This window comes from Bacillus sp. LQ16 (genome assembly GCF_057784645.1).
Genome location: NZ_CM173491.1, coordinates 5296678 through 5317677, shown reverse-complemented (window position 1 = coordinate 5317677; position 21000 = coordinate 5296678). Strand labels below are relative to the sequence as shown.

Genomic DNA, 21000 nt, shown 5'->3' with positions numbered 1-21000 from the left:
TCATTTCAAAAAATGTATATAAGTAAACAAAGCAAGTTTCTCCTCATAATTTGGAAGAGAAACTTGCTTCGTTGTTGTTTATCTGCCTAGCTTTTTATTCGCAAACCCTAAAAGTAACCTGCGTATTTGTGGGTCAATTGCAAGACCGATAATGCCGTACAATATACCAGTAAGTGTTAAAGCTACTAGTGGTGGTAAGTTAATTAACACAGTACGATATAGAGCGTAACTGATTATAAAAGCTAGTGCATTGAATATTGTTCCTTTGAATAGTAATGTAAAGCCTTTACGAGCGAATAAAGTAAAGCCGATTAATAATGCAATCTCGGTAAGGATAGCAGCTACAGCTGCTCCCATCATTCCAAATTGGCTACCTAATACGATGTAACTTATGACAGCAACAGCTAACCCAATCCCCATCGTTGTCGCACGCTTCCACTGTTGACCAATTGTCGTTAAATTATCAGCAAGTGGGTAGTTGATAGATTGTAAAATGACCATAAAGGCTAAAATTGCAAGAGCGTCACCAGCTGGGGCATACTCTTCACCTAATAAAGTAACAATCCAAAATCTTGGATTAGCGATGAATGGAATAGAAATCCCCATTCCTAAGAAAGACATAAGCTTTAATTCAAACAGAGATAGTTTTCTATGTTCATCAATATTTTTTTCATTTCCAAAAGCAAATAACTTTGGATAAAAGGCTGCTGCAATTACACCGGGTATTTGATAAAGTACAGCGGGTATTTTAGAAGCAGCTCCAAAGAATCCAACTTGCTCGTACGTTGAAACTTTTTCTAATATAATAGGCCCTAACTGTGGCAAGAGCATAATGATAATGCCATTGATTGTGAAAATCAGCAGTTGATCTAAAATCCCTTTGTCCCAGCCCTTATGAACTGTCGTATGGCGAATTACCATTATAAAGGCGATGACACCTGTTACAAGACTGGATATTCCGTACATGGCAGCGACCATCATAAGTGACCATTTAAATGACATTCCTAGTAGAAGAGCAGCTGCGGCTGTTACACCTTGTATTACAGAAATAATGGCTGTAAATTGCATACGTTCTGTTACTTGGAAGTAAGCCATCCCGACACCTTGTAAAGTTGCTCCAAACATTGTTGGTAGTACAACCCAATATACCATGGCGCGTAAGTAGGCATCTGTATAGAAGAACTGAGCAAAAATAGCGAAGAGTACAGAAATTACGACAGCTAATACGAAACGAATGCGTAAATAACTACTGATTAGTACGCTAATATTTGCATCCTTTCTCGTTCCTTCACGCATAAACGTATGTGTCAAACCTGCATCTGTGAAATAACAAATAACAGCGGAAACTGCTAATGCAGTTGTAAACATCCCATACTCACCAGGAGAAACGTATCTTGCGAAGAGAATCGTCGCGATAGCAAGTACAAATCGAACAGTAATATTTCCTACAAATAGGTAGGAGGCATTTTTAAGAATCTTATTTGTTTTCATGAGAAAAAACCTTTCTATTCTTTAGGACCTTTTTCGTTTGTCCTATTTGTAAATTTGATTTGTTTACGGAAAGAGAGATGAGTACTATATTTTCAGTTTAAGAAAACAGAAATTTAATTCGTACAAACCAAAGCATTGCATATAGTTTTTTACTACGCTTTCCGTTTTTTGAATAGATTTTACGGCAATAGTTCTTTATATCTTTTTTGATTAATTGAACTTGGGCATTATTTAATTGAGAGTTTTCTTTAATGTATATACAAGCATTATTGATAACCGTATAAGGGAATAAATAAGTCTCAAGGATCTCAATAAGTGACTGAGGGTCTTTCGTAATGAAGTCTTGAGATTTATTATGTACCCAGTCTTTCATACGATTGAATACTTCCAGTTCTTTAGTTGTTTTTAATTCGTAATCTTTATATTTAGAAGAAAGATTTCCTTCGGATAAGATTCTATAATATGTTAAATATTCATCGACATAGCATACATTTGTCACACTCATTAGTTTAAATAAAAACTCCAAGTCTTCTCCCCAGCTACATCCTGGTGTAAAACGGATATTATGATTCATTGCGATAGAGCGTTTGAAAATCCAAGTACTTGTTTGAGCAACAACTTGGTGTGTTAAGAATGCTTTTGCCATATCACCTTTAATAAAGTTTGTTGTATGCTCAACCTTTTCGCCTGTTTCTTCGTAGAAATTCATATAACCACAATAGCACGCATCCATGTTGTTTTTATGCATACTCCCGATTTGTTTCTCAATTTTAGTTGGATGCCATAAGTCATCACTATCAAGGAAAGCGACGTATTCCCCGCTAGCATTTTCAATCCCTGTATTACGAGCTACTGAAACGCCTTGGTTTTTTTGGTGAACGTATTTTACTTGCCCCGGATATTTTTCTGCAAGATTTTTTACGATAGAAGGTGATTGATCTTTACTTCCATCATCTACAATTACAATTTCAATGTTTTTATATGTTTGATCCAGTATTGACTGCATTGTGTCTTCAATATATTTTTCTGTGTTATACAGAGGTATGACAACAGAAACAAGTTGTTTTTGTTCCATCATAGAATTTTTATCTCCTCAAATTTTTTATGTCTTGCACCATATATACAAGCCTTTTGAAAGGAAGAAGATTACAAGAACATCTGTATCAGTTTAACGCATATAAACTTTGTAAATCAACTTTCTATTATTGTACTTTGTATACAAAGTACAATAATAGAATATATTTTCTTGTGAAAATATATAAATAAAATTTGAAAATTATGTATTTTAAGGGGAAATATGAAATGTTAAGGCGATTTGCGCTTCGTTTTGCAACTTTACAAACACATGGTGCAGATTTGACTCTAGCTAACGATGATATAGGTTATCAAAAAATGGAAACTATTTTATTGGAAACAGGAATGTTAATATATCATGAGCTTGATAAACCACCTATTCATATTATGCCAGGTTTTCCAGTGTTTTTAGTTACTGTATTTTACTTTTTTGGAAATGGTAATAAAGGCCTTTTTGTAGCTAAATTAATTATTATCCTATTAGGAGTACTTATTATTTTACTAACTTATAAGATTGGTACTTATTTATTGAATCCCGCTGCAGGATTAATAGGTGCTTTCTTATTAGCGGTGTATCCTCCAGAGATTGTTGTGGAAAATTTAACAGAAGGACAGTTTCTATTCTTTTCATTGGGATTATTATATTGGAGCTTAAAATTAGCTGATACTCATAAAACGAAACATTTTCTACTTTTTAGCATTGTACTTACGCCTACAAGTTGCTTTATATCCAATACTATTATTTATATATCTTTTAATGAAGCGCTATCCATTCCGCATTATGATGAAGCAAGCGATAGTATTTTTTATAATAAAAAATACATGCAAGGAAGGACCTGTGCATGTATGATGAGAAGATTATGTTAAATATTCCAAGGCTTACTTAAAGTTAAAACTTCAGCCATCTCTTTACTTTTTAAACGTCCCTTTTTTCGGTTTTCCGCGCGTTCTAAACCGGTTGTGTGTAACCAATGTTCTTCCTGAGTTTCAGGTAGTACTTGTGGTACGGACGAAGGTTTTCCATCTTTTATAGCCACAAATGTAATGAAGCAAGTAGCAGCAATTCTACGCTCGCCTGCTAATAAATTTTCTGCGATTACTTTTACGAAAACTTCCATTGAAGATTTCCCTGTATAACACACAAATGCTTCATAACAAACAGAATCAGCTTGGTGAATTGGAGTTAAAAAATCAACTGAATCAATAGATGCTGTTACGCAATGTTTACGACTATGTCTTGCAGCCGCAATTGAAGCAATACTATCAATTTCTGCTAATAATTTCCCTCCAAAAAGTGTTTGGTGATTATTTAAATCGTTAGGAAAAACACGTGTTGTCTTAATTGCTTTAGATTCTCGCATGAATTTCTTTTCCATATATTCAGCCCCTATAGTCTGTTTTCAATCAGAATAATATGTGTAAGTGGAGTACTCATATTAGATATTTAATGAAGTAAAGTGTATTCCAAAAGAGGATTATTTAAACTTCTGTATTTGTATTCATGTAACTGAAAGAAAATTTATTTTATCTAAAATGTAGTGTAAAAGAGGATTCGCTTACATTGCAAGTAAAAAGTAATGACTATGTATTCGTCATAGAAATTCCCTATCAGCCGTGTACCCATTCATGATAGAATCATTTTGTTATGAATGGAAATAGAGGTGCAATGGACATATGAATCATATACAAACAAATTTTTCATCTTTCTTCAATAAAATTACGATCGGTGCGATGCTCGCATTTTTCGTTTATAGTTGTTGGGTAGCATTTGAGACAAGTAAGCAATTCTTTGGAGGAAGTACAACAAGTGTAACAATCATATTGGCAATTTTCGTCATACTTATTTTGTTAGTGGCATCAATTCTACAATATCGTTTTACAGATAAACAATTTCTTATTTTTCTTATAAGTATATCTATAGTTGTGAGGCTTAGTATGCTGTTATTTGTAGATGCTCCAATAATTGGTGATATGAAAGTGATGTATGAGTCTGCAAAGCAGATTGCAATTGGTAATAATATAGGGACTGTAACTCATTTGCCTTTTATTATATATGAGTCAGTAATCATTCGTATATTCGGTGATACATTATTCGCTTTACAACTATTTAATGTGTTATTTTGCGCAGGAACCGCATTTTTTATTTATCATATTGCGGCAATGGTTTTTGGAGAAGAATGCGGTCGTATTGCTTCTATATTTTATGCTCTGTATATTCCAAATATATTGCTGAGTTCCGTATTAACTCCTGAGTCACTTGCAATATTTTTATTTTATTTTGCTTGTTACATACTTTTATATAAAGGGTTAGATCATCCTTATATGTGGGTGTTTTCAGCGGTTTTATTTGCATTTAGTAATATGATTTTCCCGATAGGATTATTTCTTCCTATTTTTATCACTGTATATGTATTATTAATTGAAGTGTCTCAATCAGCAACGAAACAAAAAGTGTTACTAAAGATGGTAGGGATACTTATTCTATTTTATAGTACTCATTTTGGTGTGAATTATGGAATTAAGGCAATGGGATTGTCACAATATACGATTTCGAATGAGACGTATGTTCAATCTGTCTTAATTGGAAAAACGAAACATGAGGAAAAAATATCGAAAAATCAAAGTGTAACAGAGCATATTGATCAAAAGTTAAAAGAGATTGAGGGAGAAAGATTTAAACTTTTAGAACCGATGATAAATCAGTTTTCAGATGAGGGGATAAATTCTATTCTTTTCAAATGTGAAAAACTGATATATATAGCCGTAACATTGTTTATGACTATAGCTCTATTGCACTTCCTTATTAAGAAACAACAAAATGAAGGATATATGTTGTTCTTATTTTTAATTAGTGGCTACGTATTGTTAAGGCTTTTCCAAGTAGATATGGCATATTACAATGTAATTATGCCGGCATTGTTTATTTTGCAGAGCTTTGGTGTTTATATGAGTTATGTGTATTGTCAAAAAATATTTTTCAGAAAATAAAAAGAATCCATTCTGGATTCTTTTTTTGATGGAAGATGAAATTTAGTAGTCAGTGCAAAATGGAAAGTATGCCGGACCTGAATTTTATTCCGCTATTTTCCGGACAGTCAGCCCCCACCTCAAAATCAGCGAAAGCAAAGAAGTTAGGTGGGGGCGGACTGCCTGTAAAAGCCCGATTGTTGAGGGCTGATTAAAGTTTCACTTTATCTTATCGATTTAGTTCTAGTTGTAAATTATCGGCTGTTAGAGCCATTTGTGAGGAATCATCTTGAATTCCTTTCATTACTTGTGAAATAGCTTGTAGCTCATGTTCAATTTTCTTATTCTGTTCTTTTGAGTTAGACATATCTTTTACAATTTCTTGGAAGTATCGATCTGTTGCCGACATACTATCCGTTCCTTCTGATACGAGAGAGCTAATTTGTTTCACGGAAGACGAGACACGGATAATTTGTTCATTTGTTTTTTCGACGAGCTTTGTAACGTTAAAGATAGATTCTTTCGTTTGCTCTGATAATTTTCGGATTTCACCAGCAACAACAGAAAACCCCTTCCCAAATTCTCCAGCACGTGCAGACTCGATAGCAGCATTTAGTGCGAGTAAATTTGTTTGCTCCGCGATTGATTTAACGATATCTATGATTTCGTTAATTTTGTTAGAAATATCAAGAAGTTCATGAGTATCTGTAATAATCGTTTCCATATTCATTTGAATAGATCCCATTCGTTTGTTTTGCTGGTTTAATTGTTCTTTCCCTTTATTCGCTTTTTCTTCAGATGTTGTAGCTAATGATGTACCTGTTTTAGCAATCTCTACAATAGTTTCAGACTTAGCGGTTAGTTTTTGAATAGAAGAGCTTGTCTTTTCAGATACAGCAGCTAGTTCTGTTGCAATATGCGTAATTGTCATAGCAGTTAGTTCTTTTTCTTTCTCATGCTCTTTTTGCATTCTTTCATATTCAGATTCATAAGCTGCAAGAACAAGTTCTTGTTCAAGAGTGAATAATTTATTTATGACATTTATAGAATAGGAAAAATCATCGATTGTTGTTATTTTTGTTTGCAAAATCTTCATGATAGAGCGGAATAATTCTTGATAAGCAGCAGTATACCATTTTCGATGTAAACCAATTTGCACATGTCTTTTGGCAATTCTAACACGCTGTTCAATGAAATCTTCATGCATATTGCCGCTGAATAATTCTTTAATATGTGTTTTTAAAGTTTGTTTTAGTTTTGGAATAGAGCTGTAACGTTCAATAATAGTAATTAAATTAGGTTGTTTTGTAATGTTGGCATAGAATTTTTCAGTAATCCAATCAATTTCTGCATAAATAAAAGGCTGTAGTACTTTTACAACTTGTAAATCTTCTTTTGAAATATGTAGCATATCCATTTGAATTTTCAATTCAGAATTAGTAGGTACATTAAAAGTTATTTGTTGGTCCTTACTTAATTCGATTATACTGGCATTTGTTTTATTAATATTTTTTCTGAAAGCCCCAAGCATCATTCTTCCCCCTGTATATAAAACGTTTTCAATTTTAAAACTAATATAGAGTAATTATATATGCTTATATATAATTACTCTATATTAGTTCGTTGAATAGTATATAAATTAAGAGAATTCTAGATAGAATTCTCTTAATGGCCTTTATTAATTTTAGCATGTGTTTTAAAGAAAACAGGGAAATGCACATTATATATTACAGTGACGACACGAATAACGAATGTTACTAATAAACAAACATAGAAAGCTAATACGTGCGCCCCCATAGCGTATGTGATTAGGAAGCTAATTGCTCCTAAGATAGAAGCGATTGCGTAAATCTCTTTTCGGAATACGTAAGGGATATCTTGAGCACAAATGTCACGCAAAATACCGCCTCCAATACCTGTAATGACTCCCATTGAAACAACTAGAAATGAGGCGTCAACATGATGTGACATTGCCGCATTTGCACCAATAGCTGTAAAAACGCCTAATCCAACAGCATCAGAAAGCATAATAACGACTTGAAGTTTATTGATACGCTCAAAAAACATACAAGTAAATAATGCTGATAATACACTTACGAAAAAGTAAATGGGTTTTACAAATGCGACAGGGGGCAGGTTACCAATCATGATATCACGAATAATACCGCCGCCGAGCGCAGTAGCTACAGCTAAACAAAGGACACCAAATAAATCTAAATCTTTTTTTAAACCAACTAATGTACCAGAAATGGCAGCGGCGATAATGCCAAGAAACGTAAATATATCGATTAATAACATGGCCTTAATCCCTTTCTCTTAAAGATGTTCCAGAGAAAAAATATACACTAAAGTATTGGAAATAACAATTACTTTTCGTTACATGTATAAAAACGGATAAAATACATAAAGAAAGCGTTTGAAAATGCTTAGGAGAAAACGAAGCAAGGTTAATCTTTAGTTGTAGGATAGCCGAGTGGGTGTTTGTATGTAATTATTGAATTTTATATACTTATAAATAAATTAACAAATGTTACTATAATGCTGATAATAAGTGGAAGAGTGTTAGATAGTTTTTATAGAGATAGGGAAGAATAGCTAAAGGATAATGTTTTCTAGCACTACTTAAGCTGGATTTGGTTAGTTTCGGCATAAAAATAAGTTCTCAATTTAAATATGAGTTATGTTATAATTGCTAGGTGTGTTTTAACGATAATAAATTATGATTAAAAGATAATGTTAAGATTTTGTATGGAGGTCTTGGAATGTTAGCAAATCAAGCTAGGGTTAGATTTGAGCATTTTTTGCTCTTTTTTATTATTTTACAGCCTGTTTTAGATTTATTAACGTCTCTTAGCATCACTTTATTAAAGTCAAATGCTACCGTTGGAATTTTAGTAAGATTCCTTATTATGGCTGTTGGTGGTATTTACATTTTAATTCAGGCAAAAGAGAAGGAAAATAGAAAGTTTTTAATTTATCTTATATTATTAGCCGGCGTTTTAGGGATAGGATTTATTAATAACAAACTAGTTAAGGATCCTATTGTACTTGGTGAAGAAGTTAAATTCGTTGCGAAAGCATTATATATATATATTATGCTGGGATCATACATTTTAGCTTTAAAATCATTGAAAACGAAAGTTAATATTAGTGATAAGGTTCGAAATAGTATTGTATATTCTACATTAATCATTAACGCAATTATGGTTATTTCTATTTCAACATCTACTGACTTTGGTAGTTATGAATGGATGAAGGTTGGTTCTCGAGGTTGGTTCTATGCAGGGAATGAACTAGGTTCAATCTTAGCTATTATTTTCCCTATTGTGGTACTATATTCTATTCAAAAAACAAAGAGCTGGAAACATATTTTATATTGGATTCCATCACTTTTAATGATTTACTCATTAATTCAAGTTGGTACAAAAGTAGGAATGGGCTCAATTGGTGCTACGTTGGCAGCAGCAATCGGGATCATTGTACTACAATTATTATTTAATAGAAAAAATCCGAACAAAAAATCTCTTGCACTTAACGCAGTAATTGCTATTGTCCTATTAGCTGGTGTAGTTGGGACGTTTAAACAAACACCATTAGCACAAAATATGGGCATTCATAATAATTATTTATCAGAGCAAAATGTGGCTCAGCAAGGCCAAAAAGAACAAGAAATTAAAGATAAGTTGAAAAAAGAACAAGAACTTAAAGCAAAAGAAGAAAATCATCATAAAGTTGAAAAGCCAGAAGAAAAGGCGAAGATAGAAGAGGAAGTTAAGAAAGAACTTGAGAAAGAGCAAAAGAAAGAAAATCAAGAAAACCTTATTTTCAGTGGACGTCAAGTATATGAAGAAAGACATAAGCAGTTCTTTAAAGAAGCGCCAATGTCACAAAAGTTATTAGGAATGGGTTATGCAGGTAACTTTAAATACAATGAACAAAAGCAGCCAGATCCAAAACTAATTGAAATGGACTTCCATGATTGGTTTTACGATTTCGGGATTATTGGCTTTGTATTACTAATGATTCCATTTATTTATTACGGGCTAAGAATTCTACTAGCATTTGCTACGAGATTTAAGGACATATTTAATATAAAATATGGAATGATTTCAGCAAGCTTATTGTTAGCGTTAGGTATTGCTTATATTGCAGGACATATTTTAACAGCACCAGGAGTTGGAATTTACTTTGTAGTGGTGTTAGCTTATCTAATAGTAGACCTAGAAATTGAATGATAAAAATAAAAGCTAACTTTTGTTAGCTTTTATTTTTTAGTACAGTAAAATAAAAATAGATGGAAACGTAGCGAGGATTTAAAGGAGGAAAAAATATGAGAATATTGCATATGAATGCAGGAGCAGAAGATGGGGGAGGGAAAACACATATTATTTCACTTCTCGATCAGTTTCCAACTGGTGAAGTAGAATTAGCAGTATTTGAAGATGGAATTGTTGCGAAGGAAGCAAGGGAGTTAGGGATAAAAGTCCATGTGTTTTCACAAAAATCGCGCTATGATTTATCCATTTTAAAGAATATAAGTGAATTTATTAATAAAGAAAAATTTGATGTAGTTCATACACATGGTCCTAGGGCTAATTTCTATGTTTCTTTAATGAAAAAGAGAATAAAGGCAAAATGGGTAACGACTATTCATAGTGATCCATTTCAAGACTTTACTAAACAGGGCTTAAAAGGTTGGATTTTTACGAAATTAAATTTGAAAGCCTTAAAAAATATAGACTTATTTTTCGTTGTAACAAATAGATTGAAAAAAAGCTTGGCAGCATTAGGCATTTCAAATGACAAGATGCATGTTATTTATAATGGAATTGAATACGATCAGGAAAAAGCAGAAGGCTATAATAAAAAAGAAATGTTCAATATTGATGAAGATGTATTTACGGCAATCCAAGTAGCACGATTACATCCCGTCAAAGGACATGAAGTTTTATTCGATGCGTTACAACAAACAAAATTAGAGAAAATTAAAGTATTATTAGTTGGCGATGGCCCATTAGAAGAAAATCTAAAGTCATTAGCTACTGAAAAAGGGATTAACGATAAAGTAGAGTTTTTAGGACATCGTCAAGATGTAAAACAATTATTTGCGTCGTCACATGTAAATTTATTAACTTCCCATAGTGAAGGGTTCCCACTAGTTTTATTAGAAGCGGCAAACCAACGTGTACCATCAATTGTGACTAGGGCTGGAGAAATTGAGCCATTAATCGTAGATGAAACTTACGGATGGATTGTGCCAACAGGTGATGGAAAGGCATTAGCATTAGCTTTAGAAGAAGCGTATGATAAGTGGAAAACGGGAGAATTAGCAGCAATGGGTAAACATATTTATGAGCATGCTACTATGAACTTCTCACTTCAAAAACTATATGAAGATACAAAAGAAACATATAAGCAATTAATAGCGAAAAACTTGTAATGATAGAGAGGATAGTTAACTATGGCAGTACAAACAGTTGATATTCTAGGCGTTCCTTTTTCTACAATGACAATGGATGAAACGGTCCAATATTTAAAAGAACAACTAGAAGCGGAACGAACTCATACGTTTCAGGTAGTAACAGCAAATCCTGAAATTGTTATGTGCGCAAAAAAGGATGAAAAGTTCTATCAAACATTATTGAATACAGATTTAATTACACCTGATGGTATTGGGGTTGTAAAGGCAAGTGGTATGCTTGGTACACCTTTAAAAGAGCGTGTAGCAGGTTTTGATTTAATGTGTAATTTACTTGCGAAGTTATCAGAAGATAGTAAACCAGTATCTGTTTTCTTATTAGGTGCAAAGCCGCATGTTGTACAAGCTGCAGCAGATCATTTAACAAAGACATATTCAGCTGTATCCATCGCCGGTACACAAGATGGTTATTTTAAACAAGAAGACGAAGAGAATATTATTTCTCGCATTCAAGAAGCAAAACCAGATTTATTACTTGTTGCACTCGGTTTCCCGAGACAAGAGAACTTTATCCAAAACAATAAGCATCGTTTAGAAACGAAAATGGCTGTTGGAGTGGGTGGAAGTTTAGACGTATGGGCTGGAGAAGTAAAACGTGCACCAAAATGGATTCAAGCGATTCATTTAGAGTGGTTTTATAGATTATGCAGTAATCCAACACGCTGGCGTCGTCAGTTAGTATTAGCGGAATTTTTAAAAGAAGTAATGCGTTCGAAAAAGTAGCGAAATATCGCTGCTTTTTTTATTTGTTCATTTTTAATAAATTGAAAATTTAATCAGTGAGGCATCCCTACTGATTATTAGCCCTCACCAATCGGGATAGACGTTTTGCTTTTTGGGAATGATGAAGGAGAAATTTTTTACACAAAAGTATTTTACTTATACAATTCACACATGTAAAATGATGTGTAAAGACACCTGTGTGAGGAGGACTTCTAGTGGGCAAGGTAAAAGAAATTTCGAAGCGTAAACTACTTGGTATAGCTGGGCTTGGATGGCTATTTGATGCAATGGATGTTGGAATGCTTTCATTTGTAATGGTAGCCTTGCAAAAGGATTGGGGATTAACGAGCCAGGAAATGGGCTGGATAGGTAGTATTAACTCAATCGGTATGGCAGTAGGAGCGCTTATTTTTGGGATACTATCAGATAAAATAGGGCGAAAATCAGTCTTTATTATTACATTATTATTATTTTCTATCGGTAGTGGTTTAACTGCGTTAACGACGACACTCGCGATGTTTCTCGTTTTACGCTTTGTAATTGGTATGGGGCTTGGCGGAGAGCTTCCGGTTGCCTCTACACTAGTATCAGAGAGTGTTGAAGCACATGAGCGTGGGAAAATTGTTGTGTTATTAGAAAGTTTTTGGGCAGGTGGATGGTTAATTGCAGCTCTTATCTCGTATTTTGTTATTCCGAAATATGGTTGGGAAATTGCGATGGTATTGAGTGCAGTTCCAGCACTATATGCTTTATATTTAAGATGGAATTTACCGGATTCCCCAAGGTTCCAAAAAGTTGAAAAAAGACCATCTGTTATTGAAAATATAAAATCAGTTTGGTCTGGGGAATATCGTAAAGCAACAATTATGCTATGGATTCTATGGTTTTGTGTTGTCTTTTCCTATTATGGAATGTTCCTTTGGTTACCGAGTGTAATGGTGCTAAAAGGGTTTAGTTTAATAAAAAGTTTCCAATACGTACTTATTATGACGTTAGCTCAACTTCCAGGGTATTTCACCGCTGCTTGGTTTATTGAACGTCTCGGTCGTAAATTTGTTTTGGTTACGTATTTAATCGGGACAGCTTGCAGTGCCTATTTGTTTGGGGTTGCGGATTCATTAACAGTATTAATCGTGGCAGGAATGTTACTATCCTTCTTTAACTTAGGTGCTTGGGGAGCATTATACGCCTATACACCTGAGCAGTATCCAACCGTTATTCGTGGTACAGGTGCAGGAATGGCAGCAGCGTTTGGGCGTATTGGTGGTATTCTTGGACCACTATTAGTGGGGTATTTAGTTGCCTCAGAAGCTTCACTATCATTAATATTTACGATTTTCTGCGGATCAATTTTAATTGGTGTATTCGCTGTAGTAATACTTGGACAAGAAACGAAGCAACGAGAATTAGTATAAAGTGAAATTTTAAATGTATGCCTGATCGTTTATTACCCTACACTACTTGGTTCTTTCTAGGCAGTTAATGTAGGATAAAGGGGGAGAGGAAACCGAAGGGGTTTCCTTTTTTCTGTTTTTTTAGATAAATAATGGTATAGTAAGAAAAAGGGATTATTTCTTATAAAAGCGAATGTATACAGCAGGACATATGGACAAAGAATTAGGTGGTTGAAGAAATGAAAATTTTACTGATCATGGAAGAGGCAGAAGAGAGAAGAGAGTTAGCTGAAAATTTCACTGAAAATATGAGAAATGTAGAATGTTTTGAAGCAAAGACAGGAACAGAATCTTTATTTATGATGAAAAAACATATACCAGACTTTGTTTTTTTAAGTTCCAAATTACTAGATGGTACTGGTTTTGAATATGCAAGTTTATTACGAGAAATAAATTGCTATACAAAATTTATTTTTGTAGGTGAAAACATAGAGGAATCTATTACAGCTTTTCGTTTCCAAGCATTTTATTATTTATTACGACCATTTCGTGAAGAAGATTTACAATTTCTTTTATATAAAATAGGTAAAGAACAAGGTGAGAAAGCAAAGAGTTATTTGCGGAAACTACCGATAGAAAGTCAAGAAGGTATACGATATATGCTTCCAGAAGATATCGTATATGTAAGTAAAAATAAAGAAAATAAAACTGTTTCAATTTACACAACGAATAATCAGTATATTTCAACATATACACTTCAGGAATTAGAAAATAAGCTAAATGCATATGATTTTTTACGTGTGCATAAAAGCTATTTAATTAATATGTCATATGTAAAAGAACTGAAACCTTATTATAATGGCACGTATAATTTGTATTTAGATAGGTATGATGAGCAACCGATTCCAGTCAGTCGTAATTATGTAAAACGCCTTCGAAATAACATTGAATTATAGTAGGTAATGAGAGTATTTTAACATGATAAACTGAAAATCCTTCATGATAAGGAGGATTCAAGTTAAATATTCAGAAAATTTAGTACAATCTCCACTAAGAAATAGTATTGGGGGAATTGTATGTGAAGACATTGAAATCGATCTTACTTTGGGGCGTTATTACAGCAGTAGGAGCAGGTGCTTTTGGGGTAATAGCTTTATCACAAGGTGAAACCATTAATGCTGTATGGCTCTTAGTAGCTGCCGTATGTGTGTATGCAGTTGCTTATCGTTTTTATAGTAGATTTATAGCGAGAAAGGTTTTTAATTTAGATGATAATCGGCAAACACCAGCCCATACATTAAACGATGGGAAAGACTATGTTCCGACAAATAAGTGGGTATTATTTGGACATCACTTTGCAGCGATTGCTGGGGCGGGACCTTTAGTAGGACCGATTTTAGCAGCACAAATGGGATATTTACCAGGGACCATTTGGATTATTGTTGGGGTAGTTGTTGCGGGGGCTGTCCAAGATTTTGTCATTTTATTTGCTTCGATGAGACGTAATGGTAAATCGTTAGGAGAAATGATTAAGGATGAGATTGGACCTGTTACAGGACTAATTGCAATGATAGGTATTTTAGGAATTATGATTATTTTATTAGCAGTATTAGCGTTAGTCGTAGTAAAGGCACTGATCGGAAGTCCTTGGGGAATGTTTACGATAGCAGCAACGATTCCTATCGCTATTTTAATGGGAGTTTATATGCGCTATATTAGGCCTGGTCGTGTTGGAGAAGGGTCAGTAATTGGTATTATCCTACTTATTTTATCTCTTGTTGGAGGACAGTATGTAGCAGAAAATCCAACACTTGCAAGTATGTTCACATTTAGTGGTGAAACAATTGCTATTATGCTTATTGTATATGGATTTATTGCATCTGCATTACCAGTTTGGATGCTATTAGCACCACGTGATTATTTAAGTACATTTTTAAAAGTTGGAACAATCGTTGGATTGGCGATTGGTATTTTAATTGTAGCACCCAATTTACAAATGCCAGCAGTTTCGCAATTTATTGATGGAACTGGTCCTGTTTTCTCTGGTAATTTATTCCCGTTCTTATTTATTACGATTGCCTGTGGTGCGGTCTCTGGATTCCATGCTCTCGTTTCATCTGGTACAACTCCAAAAATGATTGAGCAAGAGGGACACGCACAGCCAATCGGTTACGGAGCAATGTTAATGGAGTCGTTTGTAGCGGCGATGGCAATGATTGCAGCTTGTGTATTAACGCCAGGAACTTATTTTGCGATTAATAGTCCTGCGGCACTTATTGGTACGGATGTATCACAGGCAGCTCAAGTTATTTCTTCATGGGGATTTGCTATTACACCAAATGAACTAAAAGAACTTGCTGTAAATGTTGGAGAGCAAACAATTTTATCACGTACAGGTGGCGCACCGACGTTAGCAATAGGTATGGCATATATTTTCTCACAAGTAATAGGTGGAACGGCGATGATGGCATTCTGGTATCATTTTGCCATTCTTTTTGAAGCCCTATTTATTTTAACAACGATTGACGCAGGAACTCGTGTAGGACGATTTATGATTCAAGATATTTTAGGGCATGTATATAAGCCTTTTGCGAAAACAGATTCTACATTAGCGAATGTAATAGCTACAACGTTATGTGTATTAGGGTGGGGATATTTCCTATACCAAGGGGTAATAGATCCGCTCGGTGGAATTAATACATTATGGCCGCTTTTCGGTATTGCAAATCAAATGTTAGCGGGTATCGCATTATTACTTGGAACGACAATTTTGTTCAAAATGGGGAAAAAGGCGTACGTTTGGGTAACACTTATTCCAACTGTGGGATTGCTTATTGTAACAATGACAGCTGGTTATCAAAAGCTATTTCATGAAAATCCTAAAATCGGATTTCTATCTCACGCAAAGGTGTTTCAGGGAGCGCTAGATGAAGGGAAAGTGTTAGCACCAGCTAAAAATGTTGCTCAAATGAAGCAAATTATTTTTAATGATTATATCGATGCAGCGCTTTGTGGGATTTTTATGATAGTTGTAATCGCTGTGTTAATTTCAGCACTTCGAATTTGGATACAAGTATTGAGAAATAAGCCAATGCCGTTAAAAGAGGCACCATATATTCCTAGAGATGAAAGTGAGTCGAGGAACTATGCTTAAAAAGCTGTGGCAAGTATGGGGGAAAAGGAAGCGCTTTATTAGTTTGCTCGTTGGGGTACCAAGTTATGAAGTATACGTAGAGCATATGAAAAAGCATCATCCTGAAGAAGAGGTTGTATGTCAAAAGCAATTTTTTGCTGAGGCACAAGAAGCAAGATTTAACGCAAAGGGTGGAAAAATATCACGCTGTTGTTAATGAAAAAGGGCGAGTTTTCGCCCTTTTTATTTTTTTTGCTGTTTCACGTGGAACAGCAAAAAAATAAACAAAAAACTTTGGGAATTATAGGGATTTCGTATACAATAAAGTGAGGAAGGGGATAGATGGAAAAGTAGGGAGATTATTTTATGTTAAGGGACTTATTTGTAAATACAACAATTATTATTTCCTTTATTTTTGTTGGGGGTCAGCTTTTAAGGGATAAACCGTTAAAAGAAGAATTCTCTTTTTTGCAGAAGTGTGTAATCGGTATTTTTACTGGAATATTAGGTGTACTGTTAATGCATTTTGGTGTACACATTGAAGATATTATGTTGGATTTACGTTATTTAGCCGTTATTTTGGCAATTATAGTTGGAGGTCCGGTAGCTAGTAGTATAACAGTTACTATAATTTTAATTACTCGGCTAATTTTTACTGAGTACTCTTTAGCTTCCGAATTGGCTTGCTATACAATTTTACTAAGTGGAATTGGTGTTATCTTTATTGCAAGAATACAAACTTCGATTACGTTAAAGTTAGTATGGTTACACGTATACTGCCTTTCTATTTTGATAGTACCGATGTATATATTATTTAATGATATATCTGTAGTTGTACTATATTTAATTTCAAGTATTACTACAGGTTACATAACATTCGTAAGTACAAACTATGTTTTACAATCCAATGAGTTATTTCAAAAGATGAAACAATACGCAACGATAGATGCATTGACGGGTTTAGGAAACGTAAGACAGTTTGATTTAGAGATGAATCATCATATTAGTAATAAGAACATGAAAAATGATTCGCTTTGTTTACTCCTTATAGATATTGATCACTTTAAGTATGTAAATGATACGTACGGGCATCCTGCAGGGGACGAAGTGTTAAAACAAGTAGGATGTATTTTACGAGAAACTTCACAATTTCCAGATTTGGCTTTTCGAAAGGGTGGAGAGGAGTTTGCACTTTTGATACCGAATAAGGGATTAGCTTACGGAATTTGTATGGGCGAGCAAATTCGTACAGCTGTTGAAAGTCACCCATTTCAATTGTTAGATGGAACAAAAATAAAAATTACGGTTTCGGTAGGGGTTTCAGAGTATGAAGGGTCATCAGAGCAATTTATTCAAGCGGCGGATGATGCGTTATACTACTCGAAACGAAATGGTAGAAATAAGGTCAGCTCTGCATCTTAAAGATAAGATGACCAGAAGACATAAAGCTTATAAAAAACACTCACAGAGTCAATGTATGAACCTTGTGAGTGTTTTTATTTATATATTAGACAAGTTCTTTTGATACAACGAATTTACGATATGCACCATGGTGAGTTGGACCTACGTATTCGTTAATTTTGAATGAGTAACGAATAGCAGCTGTGATGAATTCTTTAGCAGTTTTTACTGCTTCTTTCACAGGTTTTCCTTTTGCAAGTTCTGCTGTAATTGCAGCAGAATATGTACAACCTGCACCGTGTGTATTGGTTGTATCGATTTTTTCTGATTCTAGAAGTTCGAATGTTTCTCCATCATATAGGACGTCGATTGCAGTTTCCGTACCAAGTTTGCTTCCGCCTTTAATTAGTACGTATTTGGCACCTAAAGCGTGGATTTTCTTCGCTGCTTCTTTCATGTCCTCAAGAGAATTAATTTTCACACCGCTTAATTGGTAAGCTTCAAATAAGTTTGGCGTTACAACTAATGCCTTTGGCACAAGAACGTCACGTAAGCAATCGTTCGTTTCAGGATGTAATGCTTCATCTGCACCTTTACATACCATAACAGGGTCAACTACTACATTTTTGAAATTGTGCTTTTCGATTGTTTCTGCAACCATTTCAATAATTTCTACTGATCCAAGCATACCTGTTTTTAAAGCATCTACGCCAACACCTTCAATTGTTGTTTCTAATTGTGGTTTTAATGTAGAAGCTGGGATTGGAAATACGTTATGTGCCCAACCGTTATGTGGATCCATCGTTACGATTGTTGTAAGAGATGTCATTCCGTATACGCCAAGTTCTTGGAATGTTTTTAAATCTGCTTGTATACCAGCACCGCCACTTGTGTCAGAACCAGCGATAGTAAGTGCTTTATTTAATGTCATTATGAAAGCCCCCTCAAGTGATATAATGAAAACTATGTTTTCACCATTATATCAATGTTACGAATAAGTACAAAGTGAAAAGTAGATGATTTATTTTAAGAGCTATTTAAAATCTTGTATGCAGGAGACTGAGTATGTTTCGAGATAATCGTACAAATGAATTAGTTATATTAAAGGAAATTGCAGAAACATTAAATACATCAAATGATACGTATCATGTATTGCAAGCTGTCCTAGAGAAATTACTAAGTGTGACAGGCTTAACGACAGGATGGATTTTTCTTGCAGATGAAAATGGGAAGTATACGAAGTTGATTGATTACCAATTACCAGAGGCACTTACATATGAAAATAAACGCCCGATGTGCGAAGGTGAGTGTTGGTGTTTACGAGGTTTTGTAGATGGGAAATTAGAGAGAGCCGTTAATATTATTGAATGTAAAAGAATTAATAATGCAATTGAATATAATTGGGGAGATACGGAGGGCATTCTTCATCATGCTACGGTTCCTTTAAAAGCTGGAGGAGAAAAATTTGGGTTGTTAAATGTTGCAAGTCCGGGTAAAACACATTTTTCGGAAGAAGAATTAGTATTACTCCAATCGGTTGCTTTCCAAATTGGTACGGCTTTAAAGCGAACAAAATTATATGAAAATGAAAAAAGAAGAGCACATTATTATGTGAAATTAGAGCGTTTCATTCAAGATTTAAAAACGATTCATAAGTTTAATGTATTACCTGAAAAGGTGGTAAATCACGTAGGTGAAGTATTTCAATGGAATCAAGTAGCGCTTTTTATTAGGGAGGAAAAAGAATTATCTCTGCGAGCGTCTTACGTTCAGGAAGAGTTACAAGAGGATGTAAAAGAGGCGGCCAACAAGGCGTTAGAGCAAGATGAACCAGTTCTAATAAAACATCAAATAGGGCATAATGTGCATCTAAATCAAACTGTTATTGCTACGCCAATACATATTCAAAACCATATATTTGGTGTTTTATGTGTTAGCTTGAATAATGGAGAGTTTGATGCTAATACAATAGATGTAATTCAAGCGCTATCAAACCATGTTTCGTTAATAATAGAGAATTTGAGGTTAAACGAGCAGCGCCGTGAACTTGTACGAATGGAAGAAAGAAACCGATTAGCAAGAGATTTACATGATTCTGTTTCGCAAAAATTATTTTCATTAACCTTCATGACAAAAGGCGCCGAGGCAGTTTTAAAAGGTAAAAATGAAAAGGTAGATCAATCTTTGCATGAGATGCGTGAACTTGCACAAGGAGCTTTGAAAGAAATGAGGACATTAATTTGGCAGCTTCGTCCAGCAGGATTAGAAAAAGGATTATTGCCAGCTCTAAAGCAGTACGGTGAAAATTTGGGACTGAAAATTAGGGAGCAAGTTACGGGTGTTCGTGATTTACCTCGTGTAGTAGAAGAAGCTTTATGGCGCATTGGCCAAGAAGCACTGAACAATGTAAGTAAGCATGCAGGTGTAAAAGAAGCGACGATTTATTTTACAGTGAATGAGAAAAATGTATCATTAGAAATAGTTGATCAAGGAAAGGGCTTTGTGGAAAAGAATATAAAAGAAAAGAAATCACTAGGTATGACTACGATGCGTGAAAGAGTAGAATTAGTTGGTGGAACAATTAAAATTGTAAGTAGTAATAAACGAACGAGCGTAAAAGTAAATGTACCATTATGATGTGAAAATGAGGGAAGTTTGTGAAAATAAAAGTATTGTTAGTTGATGATCATACAGTCGTTTTAAAAGGATTAGCATTTTTCTTAAGTACACAGGAAGATTTAGAGTTAGTTGGAGAAGCGAATAATGGGAAAGAAGCGTTAGTGAAAGTAGGAGAAACAAATCCTGATGTTATATTAATGGATTTATATATGCCTGAAATGGATGGTGTTGAGGCGACGGCATATATTAAAAAAGAGTATCCAAATGTGAAAGTAATTGTATTAACTAGCTTTTCTGATCAGGCGCATGTGTTACCTGCATTAAGGGCTGGAGCAAGTGGGTATATTTTAAAAGATGTAGAACCGGATCAGCTTGTTGAGGCTATTCGAAGTGCATATAAAGGTAATATTCAATTACATCCGGATATAGCAAATGCTCTTCTCTCTCAAACATTACCTGTAGAAGAAAAGGAAGAAGAACATTCTATTCAAGTGGATGTGCTAACAGCGAGAGAAAATGAGGTGTTGCAACTATTAGCAAAAGGGATGAGCAATAAGGAAATTGCATCTGTTTTAGTTATTACAGAAAAGACGGTTAAGGCGCATGTAAGTAGCATTTTGAGTAAATTAAATTTATCCGATCGTACGCAAGCGGCGTTATATGCAGTGAAAAATGGAATTGTATAAGACAAAAGTCGTAAGACCTAGTTCGCCTTTAGA

The 21000-nt window shown here is 34.3% G+C and carries 17 protein-coding genes and 2 pseudogenes; 12 read left to right on the top strand and 7 right to left on the bottom strand.

Features of this window, described 5'->3' with window-relative positions:
- Positions 1–78 precede the first annotated feature (78 nt).
- Positions 79–1491, bottom strand: a complete 1413-nt coding sequence (locus AC3EMB_RS26955) for an oligosaccharide flippase family protein (RefSeq protein WP_095689935.1) — start codon at positions 1489–1491, stop codon at positions 79–81.
- 97 nt (positions 1492–1588) lie between these two features.
- A complete protein-coding gene (locus AC3EMB_RS26950; RefSeq protein ID WP_098127295.1) occupies positions 1589–2569 on the bottom strand; it encodes a glycosyltransferase family 2 protein in 981 nt (326 codons plus the stop codon).
- Between the two features lie 200 nt (positions 2570–2769).
- Between AC3EMB_RS26950 and AC3EMB_RS26945 the strand changes: the two are divergent.
- Positions 2770–3367 (top strand): annotated as a pseudogene (locus AC3EMB_RS26945) (4-amino-4-deoxy-L-arabinose transferase); the annotation flags it as partial.
- Positions 3368–3428: 61 nt separating this feature from the next.
- Here the strand turns inward: AC3EMB_RS26945 and AC3EMB_RS26940 are convergent.
- A complete protein-coding gene (locus tag AC3EMB_RS26940) occupies positions 3429–3941 on the bottom strand; it encodes an acyl-CoA thioesterase (protein WP_000412126.1) in 513 nt (170 codons plus the stop codon).
- A gap of 298 nt (positions 3942–4239) precedes the next feature.
- On the opposite strand from AC3EMB_RS26940, the gene AC3EMB_RS26935 reads away from it, so the two are divergent.
- Positions 4240–5553, top strand: a complete 1314-nt coding sequence (locus tag AC3EMB_RS26935; protein WP_488517389.1) for an ArnT family glycosyltransferase — start codon at positions 4240–4242, stop codon at positions 5551–5553.
- A gap of 208 nt (positions 5554–5761) precedes the next feature.
- On the opposite strand, the gene AC3EMB_RS26930 is transcribed toward AC3EMB_RS26935, so the two are convergent.
- The 3 genes and pseudogenes from AC3EMB_RS26930 to AC3EMB_RS26920 form a co-directional block, all read right to left on the bottom strand.
- Complete coding sequence (locus tag AC3EMB_RS26930; RefSeq protein WP_372430521.1) at positions 5762–6463, bottom strand: methyl-accepting chemotaxis protein; 702 nt, start codon at positions 6461–6463, stop codon at positions 5762–5764.
- Positions 6464–6517: 54 nt separating this feature from the next.
- Positions 6518–7063: pseudogene (locus AC3EMB_RS26925) on the bottom strand (protoglobin family protein); the annotation flags it as partial.
- A gap of 134 nt (positions 7064–7197) precedes the next feature.
- Positions 7198–7830, bottom strand: coding sequence for a trimeric intracellular cation channel family protein (locus AC3EMB_RS26920; RefSeq protein WP_000924377.1), 633 nt, complete (start codon positions 7828–7830; stop codon positions 7198–7200).
- Positions 7831–8294: 464 nt separating this feature from the next.
- Between AC3EMB_RS26920 and AC3EMB_RS26915 the strand changes: the two genes are divergently transcribed.
- The 8 genes from AC3EMB_RS26915 to AC3EMB_RS26880 all read left to right on the top strand — a co-directional run bounded on the left by AC3EMB_RS26915 (position 8295) and on the right by AC3EMB_RS26880 (position 17683).
- Positions 8295–9767 (top strand): O-antigen ligase family protein, encoded by a 1473-nt coding sequence (locus AC3EMB_RS26915; protein WP_053563281.1) that lies wholly within the window; start codon positions 8295–8297, stop codon positions 9765–9767.
- A gap of 95 nt (positions 9768–9862) precedes the next feature.
- The gene (locus tag AC3EMB_RS26910; RefSeq protein ID WP_053563282.1) at positions 9863–10972 is read left to right on the top strand and encodes a glycosyltransferase family 4 protein; all 1110 of its coding nucleotides are present in this window, start codon (positions 9863–9865) and stop codon (positions 10970–10972) included.
- Positions 10973–10993: 21 nt separating this feature from the next.
- Positions 10994–11734: a WecB/TagA/CpsF family glycosyltransferase gene (locus tag AC3EMB_RS26905; RefSeq protein ID WP_000290751.1), complete on the top strand. Its 741-nt coding sequence runs from the start codon at positions 10994–10996 to the stop codon at positions 11732–11734.
- A gap of 215 nt (positions 11735–11949) precedes the next feature.
- Complete coding sequence (locus AC3EMB_RS26900; RefSeq protein WP_063549207.1) at positions 11950–13149, top strand: MFS transporter; 1200 nt, start codon at positions 11950–11952, stop codon at positions 13147–13149.
- A gap of 218 nt (positions 13150–13367) precedes the next feature.
- Complete coding sequence (locus AC3EMB_RS26895) at positions 13368–14084, top strand: LytR/AlgR family response regulator transcription factor (RefSeq protein WP_000698259.1); 717 nt, start codon at positions 13368–13370, stop codon at positions 14082–14084.
- A 122-nt stretch (positions 14085–14206) separates the two neighbouring features.
- Positions 14207–16282 carry a carbon starvation protein CstA gene (cstA, locus tag AC3EMB_RS26890; RefSeq protein WP_023523603.1) on the top strand — a complete coding sequence of 692 codons (2076 nt, stop codon included), beginning with the start codon at positions 14207–14209 and terminating at the stop codon, positions 16280–16282.
- A complete protein-coding gene (locus AC3EMB_RS26885) occupies positions 16275–16478 on the top strand; it encodes a YbdD/YjiX family protein (protein ID WP_023523602.1) in 204 nt (67 codons plus the stop codon). The genes cstA and AC3EMB_RS26885 overlap by 8 nt, the downstream gene beginning before the upstream one ends.
- A 149-nt stretch (positions 16479–16627) precedes the next feature.
- Positions 16628–17683 (top strand): GGDEF domain-containing protein, encoded by a 1056-nt coding sequence (locus AC3EMB_RS26880; protein ID WP_000942875.1) that lies wholly within the window; start codon positions 16628–16630, stop codon positions 17681–17683.
- Between the two features lie 85 nt (positions 17684–17768).
- Here AC3EMB_RS26880 and pdxK read toward each other — a convergent pair whose 3' ends face one another.
- The gene (gene pdxK / locus AC3EMB_RS26875) at positions 17769–18593 is read right to left on the bottom strand and encodes a pyridoxine/pyridoxal/pyridoxamine kinase (protein WP_000174259.1); all 825 of its coding nucleotides are present in this window, start codon (positions 18591–18593) and stop codon (positions 17769–17771) included.
- Positions 18594–18727: 134 nt separating this feature from the next.
- Here pdxK and AC3EMB_RS26870 point away from each other — a divergent pair, with 134 nt between their 5' ends.
- Together AC3EMB_RS26870 and AC3EMB_RS26865 are read left to right on the top strand one after the other, a co-directional pair.
- On the top strand, positions 18728–20299 hold the full coding sequence (locus AC3EMB_RS26870; protein WP_000488131.1) for a GAF domain-containing sensor histidine kinase: 1572 nt from the start codon (positions 18728–18730) through the stop codon (positions 20297–20299).
- A gap of 20 nt (positions 20300–20319) precedes the next feature.
- Entirely contained in the window at positions 20320–20967 is a 648-nt protein-coding gene (locus tag AC3EMB_RS26865) for a response regulator (RefSeq protein WP_000695798.1), read from the top strand.
- The last annotated feature ends 33 nt before the right edge of the window (positions 20968–21000 follow it).